General features: G+C 47.4%; 6 protein-coding genes. 5 read left to right on the forward strand and 1 reads right to left on the reverse strand.

Annotated elements, in window-relative coordinates; translation table 11 throughout:
* Positions 1–10: 10 nt before the first annotated feature.
* From SCB77_RS16740 to SCB77_RS16755, 4 genes are all read left to right on the forward strand, one after another.
* Complete coding sequence (locus SCB77_RS16740; protein WP_320183147.1) at positions 11–3,433, forward strand: family 43 glycosylhydrolase; 3,423 nt, start codon at positions 11–13, stop codon at positions 3,431–3,433.
* Between the two features lie 212 nt (positions 3,434–3,645).
* Positions 3,646–6,846, forward strand: a complete 3,201-nt coding sequence (locus SCB77_RS16745) for a SusC/RagA family TonB-linked outer membrane protein (RefSeq protein ID WP_320183148.1) — start codon at positions 3,646–3,648, stop codon at positions 6,844–6,846.
* 22 nt (positions 6,847–6,868) lie between these two features.
* Entirely contained in the window at positions 6,869–8,320 is a 1,452-nt protein-coding gene (locus SCB77_RS16750) for a RagB/SusD family nutrient uptake outer membrane protein (protein ID WP_320183149.1), read from the forward strand.
* Positions 8,321–8,412: 92 nt separating this feature from the next.
* Positions 8,413–9,408, forward strand: a complete 996-nt coding sequence (locus SCB77_RS16755) for a 2-hydroxyacid dehydrogenase (protein WP_320183150.1) — start codon at positions 8,413–8,415, stop codon at positions 9,406–9,408.
* 7 nt (positions 9,409–9,415) lie between these two features.
* Here the strand turns inward: SCB77_RS16755 and SCB77_RS16760 are convergent, their stop codons facing one another.
* Positions 9,416–10,450 carry a LacI family DNA-binding transcriptional regulator gene (locus tag SCB77_RS16760; RefSeq protein ID WP_320183151.1) on the reverse strand — a complete coding sequence of 345 codons (1,035 nt, stop codon included), beginning with the start codon at positions 10,448–10,450 and terminating at the stop codon, positions 9,416–9,418.
* Between the two features lie 176 nt (positions 10,451–10,626).
* On the opposite strand from SCB77_RS16760, the gene SCB77_RS16765 reads away from it, so the two are divergent.
* Positions 10,627–11,622 carry a glycoside hydrolase family 43 protein gene (locus tag SCB77_RS16765; RefSeq protein WP_320183152.1) on the forward strand — a complete coding sequence of 332 codons (996 nt, stop codon included), beginning with the start codon at positions 10,627–10,629 and terminating at the stop codon, positions 11,620–11,622.
* Positions 11,623–11,774: the final 152 nt, after the last annotated feature.

An 11,774-nucleotide genomic window follows, 5' to 3' on the forward strand; every position in this document is an offset into this window, starting at 1 on the left:
CTACCTACATATGATTTTACGATACATACTTTCCACTATTTATACCTGTTGTGCAAGCATCGCTGTGTTGGCGCAAACGTCGGTGTCTCATCTTTCTGCGAATGCGGGGAACCCTATTTTGCCGGGATACTTTGCCGATCCTACCATTAAAAAAATAGGGGATACCTATTACATGTATGCGACCACCGATGGCAATGGTGGCGGTTTTGGTCCATCGCAAGTGTGGACTTCTAAAGACTTCGTACATTGGACCATACAGCCCATGAACTGGCCAAATACCCACTGGTATTGGGCTCCTGATATGACCAAAGGCTACGATGGTCGTTATTACCTGTACTATAGTCAGCCGGTAGAGCTCTTTGGGGCGGTTTCCAACTCGCCCGTAGGACCTTGGACATCCTTGGTGGAAGGTGATAAGGCCTTTGTGCCCAATTACATGATTCCTGGAGTCATCACGCTGGATGGGCAAACATTCACCGATGACGATGGCAAGATCTATATGTTTTGGGGAACATGGGGCATCTATTCCGATCATGGCTGTGCCGTAGGATTGATGAATGCAGATATGAAGTCCTTCGAACGCGTTGAGCTCATCCCAAACACGATCGCCAAAGATTACTTCGAAGCACCCATCATGTTTAAGCGTAACGGCATCTATTACCTGCTCTATTCGTCGGGTCATTGCGAAGATCACACTTATCGGGTGCAGTATGTAAAGAGTACAGTAGGGCCGTTTGGCCCTTACGAGTATCCCGCTGAAAATCCCATTTTGGTCACCAATACGGATGGTAGCATCCACGGGCCGGGACACAACGGTATACTGGAAGAAAACGGTAAGTACTATATCGTTTACCATAGACACAATAATCCACATTCGGGAGGCGGTTTTCACCGGCAGGTGGCCGTCGATGAATTGTTTTTTGACGGTAAGGGCAACATCAAAAACGTAGTGCCTACGCATGAGGGGGTAGGGCTGTTGGCAAAGAATACACGTCCTTTTCAAGATATCGCCTTTGGAAAAGCGGTGACGGCCTCGTCGTCTTACAGTGACGATTTCCAAGCGGCCTACGCGTTGGACAACAACAACGGCACCCTATGGCGGGCGGAAAACAACAGCGGATCAGCTTGGCTACAGGTTGATCTCGGTAAGGTAGAAACAATCAAGACGGTATTGTTGGAAATGGAGTATCCAACCTATGCCTACCAATACCGCATTGAAGTGTCCAACGACGGTAAAAAATGGGCAACCTTTAGTGATAACAGCAAAAATGATAAATGGGCCAGCCCGATCATCGCGAAAGCCAATGCCAAGGGACGTTTCGTGCGTGTTACAATTGATAATACGCAGATAGTGGGGCTACCTCGTGGTATCTGGAATATCAAGGTGTATAAAAACCAGCTTGCTGAAGAAACCATATGGTCGGACGCGCAAAACATGCCACAAGCAACTGAAGCGCGCGGAACGAATTTGGTTCAGCTGCAGGCATCAGTCTATCAAGAAGGAGACGAAGTTACTTCGATCGCGAACAAAGGTGCCCTCACGGGGGAATGGAAAGCCTCGTCGCCTGTCCCGATCAAAAGTTACCAAGGAAAGCCTGCATTTTACCTCGACGGATCCAACAGCTTGTCCAGCGAGTTTACCATCCCTGAATCTCTCGATGGCAATGCCTCTTTTACCTTTAGTGCTTGGGTGAACAACCCAAAAGTAGCACGGATAGAGCCTTTATTCAGCTGGTCTAGACCGGGGCATGATCTGACCTTGGCTACGGTGGGCTATGGTAGCGATCCGGCTAGAGGAGCGATACAGCATGGTGGATGGGCAGATATGTCTTTTCAAAAGACACCAACGGAAAATACTTGGCACCACCTTGTGGTGAGCTTCGACGGCTATATGGAGCGTATTTATGTAGACGGTAAGCTCGTGAAGGAACAAAATAAGATGTTGTTTGTTCGGCGTGCCGAACGGTTCAGCATTGGCGGATCCGGCGAAGATTTTTTCAGTGGCTATCTCGCCGATGTGCAGCTGTCGGACCTCGCTTGGTCGGCGGATAAAGTTCGGGAAGTTTTTGAGCAAGAGGAAGCCGCGAGTAGCATATTCGCGCTGGAAACAGCCGATGCGGCTTTTGGTACGCAGGAACGTCTCGCATTTTTTGCGGCTGGCGAACCTGCAGAAGGCCATGCTGGCTTGGACAACGGTCGTATCGAGGTTGTGAAAGGTCGCGTGGCGCTGCGAAGTGACGCGCTACAGCTACCCAAACTTACGCAACTATTGCGTGCCAATGCGTACCTGCTGGAGTTGGATATTTTTATGGATGGGGCATGGAAGCAGGTGTTGCTATCTAAATCGGGAGACCAATCTCATGGCTATGAAAACGGCGCGGAAAAGACGGGAGCAAGTCTACGGGACTATCTTCAGGTCAGCGGCGATCAGCTGTCCTTAAAGCAGGGCGCAGCGCTCCATGCTTTGCGCGTCTATGCCGATGCCGCGGATGCGAATCGTGTGGCCTCGATGTATGCCGGATGGAAGCGAAAAAGTGATGGACGTTTTGTGCGTCAATCCCTTGAAACGGATACGCAACCCTATCTGATAAACGACGAGCAGTTGTTTGTCGCGATGAAACCATTGAATAAGCTTGTAAGCTATGCCTTTGATTATGCAGGTCAAGGTTCGGGATGGCAGCAGGAGCCCTTTTATCTTTTCACAAAAGCCGCTGGTAATGATCTGATCGAAGTTCGGGCAAAAGATATTTACGGGAACGTCGGTAAAGCTGTTCAGCTAAAGCCTTCTTCCGCTGTAGTACGCGATATCTTGCAAGGCAAAACCAAGGCTGCCGGAAACCAAGATAACGCATTAGGCTTTTGGGATGCCCTTGCACAACCTGCCGATCGCGACAGTACGGCGCTAACTGTATCTGAAAAAGATGGACTGTGGCGTTTGTCTTCTAAAGATACCAAATGGGGCGTTGAAGGATGGAATGGGCCGTTTTTGTATAAAGAGCTAACGGGCGACTTTACGGTGGAGGTACAGCTGCATGATGTCGCGGGCTTAGCCAGCGGTACACGCACGTCCAGTGAAGGAGGATTGATGATTCAAGATGCCGGTCATCGTGGAGCCTACCTCAACAATACGATTTTGACGGGCTGGAACCTTGGTAATCTGGTACGTAATATCGGTGATCGCCGACATCAAGAGCTTAACACCGGAACGGGGATGGCCTTCGATCCGTTTTTACAGATTCAAAAGATCGGCGCCAATTTCTACTTGCGGAGCTCCAAAGACGGCAAGCGTTGGACAAATTTGCCCAGCAGCCCATTCTTGCGTCCGGATCTTAACGGTAAATCTTTGCGCGTGGGCATTTATCAGGTAGCGAATAATAACCAAGTAGGATTTGCGGAATTTAAGGGGATAAGGGTTTGGGAAACTATTCGTTAATACCCTTTTTTACTGAATATTATTAACATAGTAATTGAAATAAGTGTCGCTTGGGTAATATCGGGGTTGAATTGGTGAAATTCTGCGTGTGCAAGCTGTTCTTGTCTTATTAGTTTTGTTTTTAAGCCTTTTTATGTTGGCGCAAGTCAAGAGCACTCTTTCTGATGCGCTAATAATGGGGTTTTATACTAATCAAAACGTAATAAATCAAGATGAAGAAATTGAAATTTATTTTGCTATGTAAAATGTTCATACTTTTTACAGGCTTTTCGTTTGCGCAACAACGATCTTTGAGCGGAACGGTCAAGGATGCGAAAGGGCAACCGGTTGTCGGTGCGACCATCAAAGTGATGGGTACCGATAATACCGGTTCCACCGACGAGAAAGGAACCTTCACGCTACTGATAGCTGAAGGTGAAGTTAACCTTCGTGTTTCCGCTATCGGGTTTACCAGCAAGGAAGTTTCGGTACTTAATGCACAGTCGGTAGACGTGCTGCTAGATGGCGAGGCGCATCAGTTGGAGGAAGTCGTTATACAGACCGCATACGGAACCAGTAAGAAAACCTCCTTCACCGGTTCGGCGACGACCATTAGTGCCAAGCAGCTCGAAAATGTGAACACATCCAACGTGGCGCAAGGTTTGCAAGGTCTTTCCGCCGGTGTACAGGTAACAAACACTTCCGGTCGTCCCGGCGCAGATCCGCAGATTTCTATTCGTGGTTTGGGCTCCCTATCCGCGGAAACGTCGCCCTTGTATGTTGTCGATGGAGTGCCATCTGACGTGAGCTTGAACTCCTATTCTCCTTCTGATATCGCGTCGATCACGGTCTTGAAGGATGCCGCAGCGACGTCTTTGTACGGATCGCGTGCAGCCAATGGTGTAGTGCTCATCACTACGAAGCGTGGCGCTAGCGGAAGTCCGCGTGTCAATGCACGTGGCGGCTGGTCTACCAGCGACTTTGCCGTGAAGTTCCCTGAGAAGGTTTCTGTTGGAAAGCAATGGGAGCTTGCTTGGGAAGGATTGTATAACGATGCAGTAGATTTCGATCAAATGACAGATCAAGCAGCACGCGAGTATGCAACAAATCGCCTGCCTTCAGTCTTCTGGAACAGAACACCGTTGACCTTAAGTAACGGCACAACACGTGACTACCGTTCGGGCTGGAACATGGACTACCCGGTAGGACTGGATGGTAAACTAAAGCCAGAAGCGCAGAGGTTATGGAACGAAGATATTTTTGAACAAGCCTTTGACTATCGCTTAAAGCAAGATTACGGCGTTGATTTTAGTGGTACCCTAGGCGAGAACAACAGCTACTTCACATCATTCTCCTACCTCGGCGACAAAGGCGTGCACGTAAGCGATAATTTCAAACGTTTCACGGGACGTATGGCCCTCAACTCGAAAATGAACGATTGGCTTACGGTAAGCAATTCCATTATGTATATGAATAGTGGCGATCAGAATGGTGGATTCGATGCACGCGTTTTCCGTACCATGCCCAATGAATATTCGGCTTACCTATGGGATTATGAAACCAACAGCTACTCCATAAGTCCTTTTACCGGTAAACCGCACTTAGAGGAGGGCGTCACAACAGGCCGTGCATGGTGGCCTCGATGGAACGCTTTCGGTGCTTTGACCGAAGACAAAAATAGCCAAACGGATAACCTACAGACCGTTTCATCCTTTAACTTTCAATTATTGCCCGGACTTTCTTTGAAGACTACCTATTCTTTTCAATTGGTCAATAACTTCTATCATATGTGGAAGAGCCCGGAGCGGGAGAACCAACTGATGCCTTCCGAAGGATACGTGCAGCGCGATGCCTACCGCAACTTTTACCACACCTTCAACAATGTGTTGACCTTTGACCGTACCTTTGCAGATAAACACCATATCAATGTGCTGGCCGGTCAGGAAATCTACTCCAGAACACTAACGGGATCAGGAACAACGCGTGCTGGACTTGCATTACCGTACTTCACCGAGATTCCGCTAGCATCGAACGATCCGACCTCTACATCCAGCTTCATCGGTTACAGCTTGGCCAGTTTCTTTGCCAAAGCAGAGTATGATTACCAACAGAAGTATTTTATTTCAGCCAGTGCACGGACAGACGGATCATCGCGCTTCCATAAAGATCACCGCTGGGGACGTTTTTTCTCGCTGGGTGGCGCTTGGCGCATGTCCGAAGAGTCCTTTATGGAAAACACAAAAGGCTGGTTGCAGGACTTAAAGCTAAAGGCTAGTTATGGCGAGGTGGGGAACGATCGGGTGAATAGTTATTTTGCCGATCGCGCTTTATATGGGCCAACAAGTTACGCCGGGAATGCTGCCGTTACGCTATCGCAAGTTGCCAATCCCACAATTAAATGGGAAACCAATATTCAGAGTAATATAGGCGTGGAGTTTATGCTTTTCAATAATCTCTCGGGAAGTGTAGAGTATTTTTCCAGAAAATCTAAAGACCTACTCTTGGGCAGGCCGCTGGCACCATCCTTGGGAATGGATGCTATCCTAGAAAATATTGGTGACGTGGAAAACAAGGGCTACGAAATCGACCTGAGTTATTCACCGATACGATCTGATAGGTTTGAATGGCGGGTTGGGCTCAATGCAACAGGCTATAAAAATGTGATTACCAATCTACCTAGTGAAGAGGAACAATTTAATTTTAGCGTTACGACATTTAAATGGAAAGAAGGTGGATCGCGTTACGATATTTACGCACCTTCTTACGCAGGTGTCAATCCGGCTAACGGGCATAACCAATGGTGGAAGTATGATTTCGATGAAAGCGGTGCGATTACTGGGCGCACAGTCACCGAGAATTATAATGAAGTGAATGTTGATCGGCAGCGAATCCACCAAGGGTCGGTCTTGCCTGATGTTTTTGGGGCGCTGACAAACAATTTACGGTTTCGTAATTTCGATCTATCCTTTATGCTCTACTATAGCTTTGGTGGAAAGATGTATGATTACAACTATTCCGAGAGCAACGTGTTGCGGGAGAATTTCGCGGCTTACGATAACTTGGATAACCGCTGGCAGCAGGAAGGTGATGTTACCGATATTGCCAAGATCTATACCTACCGAACTTTTGACGCATTTTCCAATGCGCGATACAGCGATCAATATTTGTTCAACAATGATTTCGTGCGTTTGAAGAATGTGATGTTCGGCTATACGCTTCCAAGTGCGCTTACAAACAAGTGGGGGCTTGCTTCGATGCGTTTGCACTTCCGCGGCGACAACCTGTTGACATTTGGCAATGCTAAACGTCGCGGTACCGATCCGGAAAATTTTGGTAATAACGCGGACTATGGCGTGACGATGGGCGTGGTCGATGCGACTTCTGGCGTGCCGGCATTACGTAGTTACACATTGGGCGTAAATATCTCCTTTTAATAAACCTTTTGATATACAGTACATGAAAAATCTCCATAGCATATTATCATTTGCCTTTTTAGGCGCAACGTTATTGACCAGCAGCTGTGATAAATTCTTGGATCAGGAACCAGCCTCATCATTGACTAATACGACCGTTGTTAACGATGTAACCGGTTTGAATATCCTCCTTCAAGGAGCCTATCGTTTGATGCGCGACGGGAACAATAACGTGAATATAGCCAGCCCATTGGGCATTAAATTGTTATCCAGTGTTTCCGGAGAGGATATGATGGTCAACCAAGAACAGGTGGGCAACAATTGGAATTTCTATACCTATAATAACCAGCGCTACGACGCTACCGGAGCGGTAACCGTCGCTATTTGGACGGCGATGTATAAGGTCATCAATAATGCCAATATCGTCTTGGGATATGTAGACGATATTCCAGGAAATGAAAACGAGATTGCCGCCATTAAAGGACAGGCACTGGCTTTGCGCTCACGCTGTTACTTTAATCTGGTTAGGCTGTACCAACATACCTATGCACTGGCCAAGGATAAGCCGGGCGTTCCCCTGCAGTTGACCGCCGAGTTGGAGCCCCAAGCACGGGCCTCGGTAGCGGAGGTCTACACACAGATTGTGGGCGACCTTACGCAAGCTTCTGAACTTTTGGAAGGCTACGATAGGCCGAATAAGAATTTCTATAATAAAGATGTGGTCGATTTCCTCTTGGCACAGGTCTACTTGACGATGGAAGATTGGGATAATGCAGAGCTTCATGCCAACGCAATCCGGACGAGCTACCCATTGATGACCATGCAGCAATATGCTGCGGGTTTTTCGACCGATAACAATGAGTGGGTTTTGGGCTACACGCAAGGACCGCAGGACTACTGGTGGTATGACTCGCCTGCCTGTTGGTTTGACTTTGGGCAGAACAACGCCCCTTGGCAAGCCGAGCAGATTTTGCCGTCCAACCACTTTGTTGAGGAGGTAATGGCCGGCGACCCACGTTTGCTCGTTATTCCAAACCCTCTGTATACGGGAAAGTATGCCGCTACGAAATTTCTAGAGCTTAAAGATGAGCCTCCCTACAGTGAGCTATATGATCTACGTGCCGCAGAAATGTATCTTGTGGAAGCGGAAGCAGCTGCGCGTCAAGGCGATGTTGCTACGGCGCTGCAGGTGCTGAATACATTGCAGAATCAACGTGGCGCAACCGTGACAACTACCGGTAGCCAAAGTGAGTTGATTGCGGCTATTCTAACCGAGAGACGCAAGGAAATGTGGGGGGAAGGGATTGAATTGTTTGACATACTGCGCTTGCAGCAACCGCTTAGCAAATCGACCGCCGACGGTCATTATTTGAACTTGACCATCCCGGCAAACTCCAGTAAACATATTATGTTGATTCCAGAGAGGGAGGTTGTCAATAACAGGCTGCTTGTTCAGAATCCACATCCCGATCAGGCTCCAGTTTTTGTGCCTTAATCAATAAAACGTAGAAAGACTGGCGGATATCGGATGTCAGTCTTTCTATTTGCTCATCCAAAGTGAATGTTTTATTACTTATCTTTAAAGATATGAAGATCGCTTTCTTTTCTACCCAGCCCTACGACCGTACGTTCTTCGAACGTGAAAACGCGCAAAACGAATTTAGCTATCAGTTTTATGAAACTCATCTGGGGCCACATATCGTGCAGGCTGTCGAAGACGTGGATGTAGTCTGTGTTTTCGTGAACGACAAGGTCAATCGGCACGTCATACAGGTGTTGGCAGAGAAAGGCGTTAAAGTTATTGCACTGCGCTGTGCAGGCTTCAACAATGTTGATCTGGCGGCGGCGAAAGAATATGGATTGCGTGTTTGCCGCGTACCAGCCTATTCGCCAGAGGCGGTTGCTGAACATACCGTGGCCATGTTGCTCACACTGAATAGAAAAACACACAAGGCATACAACCGTGTTCGAGAGCAGAATTTTTCGTTAAATGGGCTGTTGGGCTTCAATCTTTTTGGCCGTACGGTGGGGGTTATCGGAACAGGTAAGATTGGGAAGGCCTTTTGTCGAATCATGCATGGCTTCGGCTGCCAACTGTTGGCCTATGACCTGTATGAAGATTCGGAGCTGAAAAGGGAAGGACTTCGTTACTGTACGCTCGAAGAACTGTATGCGCAGGCGGATATTATTTCCCTGCATTGCCCCCTCACCGCAGATACGGCACACTTGATCAACGCAGCATCATTGGCGCAGATGAAAGACGGGCTGATACTGTTGAACACCAGCAGGGGAGGGTTGATTGATACGCTCTCGGTTATCGAGGCTTTAAAAAGTAGGAAGCTAGGTGGATTGGCCATTGATGTGTACGAGCAAGAGGAGAAGATCTTTTTTAAAGACCTAAGCAATACGGTGATTGAAGATGATACCTTGCAACGACTAATGAGCTTCCCCAATGTGTTGATCACTGCGCATCAGGCCTTCTTCACCGACGAGGCGCTTAGCCAGATCGCGAAGAAGACTTTGGATAACGTGAAAAAGGCATGCTCGGGCCGAGTTGCGGCCGATGATCCTGCTTTCTTGTAGCCTGATGTTAGATAGGCGTCGACTGTCGATAAGTGGTCGTTGCTGCAAGCAGGAAATTCTTGAAGTTTTGGTCTGCTCGATTGCTTGTTTTTTCGATCAGCTCGATCAATAGTTCCAAGGCCAATCGTGCCATCTCTTGCGTGGGCTGCCTAATGGTCGACAGCGCCGGTGCGAGATAGTCTGCCAAATTGGTGTTGGTAAATCCAATGACGGCAACGTCTTCCGGTACCCGAAGTTTTAATCCGGCCAATATCCCCAGTATCTTAATCGATAGCGTATCGGTTCCGCCTACAATAGCATCGGGCAATAAATCCTGCTCTTTTAAACGGGATAAGGTTGTTTTCAGCTCTTCGTCAATATCTTGGTTGGGATCTTGGTAATCTGCATAGATAATGTATTTGTCTAAAAACGGTACCGCGTGGTTGTGCAGGGCATTCTTGTAGCCTCGTATGCGATCTTTCGTGTTCCCGATATCTTTACCGCATAAAAAAGCAATCCGTTTACGTCCTTTTTGCAACAAATCTTCGGTAACTTGATAGGTTTCCATACTGTTGTGTATACCTATTTTATGGGTGCGTAATCCATGCTGTATTCGGTCGAATAAAATAACCGGACAGCTGTTCACATGTATATCTTCCAACAGGCTCACATTCGAATTCTCGTGCGCCGGTGAAATAATAATGCCCGCCACATTTTGCTGCCGCAAAAAAAGTAGAGCTTCTTTTTCCAGCTCTTCCCGATTTTGGGTTTGGAAGGGGAGCAGGGTGTAGTTCAATGGTATCACCGCCTTGTACAGCTCCTCAATAAATTCTAGGAAAAAAGGACTCGATAGAAAAGGAATAACCACACCGATTAAATTCGTTTTTCCTGTCTTTAAGTTCTTGGCGAATGTGTTCGGTCTGTAGTTGTGTGCCTTGGCGTAGGCCAACACTCGGTCTTTTGTTGCCTGTTTGATTTCATGGCTGTCGTTCAAAGCCCGTGAAATTGTCGCAGGCGACAGGTTTAATGCCTTGGCTATTGATTTTATCGTGACTTCGCTCATGGTTCAAACACTTCTAAGGTGTTAAATTTATCAAAATTATTCCATTATTCCATGCGGAGTAGAAGAGCCTATATGAATAATAAATGTTTTATTGACATTTATATTAATTTGTTTATTTTTATCCCGTGGCCAATAACAAACCGAGCCTAGCTAGCACGGGAGATAATTATTTACATATGAAACTGAAAACAACGCTTACATTGCTAACCTTGGGACTTATCACGGCTATCCCAGCGCAAGCTCAGCAAACAACTGCTGCCAAAAAGGATACCATGATTACGGTAACAGGCAATCCGCTTTTTACGCACAAATATACCGCCGATCCCGCCGCACTCGTTGTGGGTGATACTTTTTATCTCTATGCAGGGCAAGATACCGGTGATGGCCGAGGCTACAATATTCCCAATTGGCTTGTGTTCTCCAGCAAAGATCTGAAAACCTGGACCGAGCATGCTGTCCCCTTGAAAACAGGCGACTTTCCTTGGGCCGTAGGCAACAGCTCTTGGGCGTCTCAGGTGATCGAACGTGACGGCAAGTACTATTGGTATGTGTCTACCGAGCATCGAGATGTCGATGGTAAACGAGGCAAAGCTATTGGTGTGGCTGTTTCGGATAGTCCTGTTGGTCCTTTCAAGGATGCCCGCGGATCGGCTTTGATCAGCAATAACATGACAACCAAATGGACGAATATCAGCTGGGACGATATCGATCCCACGGTGTGGATCGACAATGATGGACAGGCTTATCTTTTCTGGGGCAATACACAGTGCTATTATGCGAAGCTTAAGCCGAATATGACGGAAATTGAAGGCGATATTATGCCGGTTTCCTTGCCGTCCTTTACAGAAGCACCTTGGATACATAAACGTGGCGATTGGTACTACCTTTCCTATGCAACGGGTTTTCCGGAAAAGATTGCCTATGCCATGAGCAAGAGCATACAAGGACCTTGGCAGTATAAAGGCATTCTCAATGAAATCGCGGGGAACAGCAATACCAATCATCAGGCTATCGTCGAGTTTAAAGGTAACTGGTATTTCGTTTACCATAACGGAGCCATGCAGATCGAGGGGGGAAGCTATCGTCGTTCTGTCTGTATCGATCGCTTGTTCTACAATAAGGACGGTAGCCTAAAACGCGTGCAGATGACCACGGAAGGTATCTTCAAGTAGCGGAGATTCAGAGCCAGCGCGAATGGCCTAATATTTGTAAAGCCTCTCCTATGGGAAAGAGAATAATAACATTAATTATGCTGGCTTGTGCGATGCTATTTAGCTTTTCGTCTTGCTATACACATGGCCCTAGACACATGCCGCCGGGTCAT

It is taken from the genome of Sphingobacterium bambusae (genome assembly GCF_033955345.1).
GTDB lineage: Bacteria > Bacteroidota > Bacteroidia > Sphingobacteriales > Sphingobacteriaceae > Sphingobacterium > Sphingobacterium bambusae.

Bases quoted from the DNA above. Each gene is read 5' to 3' on its own strand.
- SCB77_RS16740 (WP_320183147.1), top strand. From the start codon at position 11: ATGATTTTACGATACATACTTTCCACTATTTATACCTGTTGTGCAAGC.
- SCB77_RS16745 (WP_320183148.1), top strand. From the start codon at position 3,646: ATGAAGAAATTGAAATTTATTTTGCTATGTAAAATGTTCATACTTTTT.
- SCB77_RS16750 (WP_320183149.1), top strand. From the start codon at position 6,869: ATGAAAAATCTCCATAGCATATTATCATTTGCCTTTTTAGGCGCAACG.
- SCB77_RS16755 (WP_320183150.1), top strand. From the start codon at position 8,413: ATGAAGATCGCTTTCTTTTCTACCCAGCCCTACGACCGTACGTTCTTC.
- SCB77_RS16760 (WP_320183151.1), bottom strand. From the start codon at position 10,450: ATGAGCGAAGTCACGATAAAATCAATAGCCAAGGCATTAAACCTGTCG.
- SCB77_RS16765 (WP_320183152.1), top strand. From the start codon at position 10,627: ATGAAACTGAAAACAACGCTTACATTGCTAACCTTGGGACTTATCACG.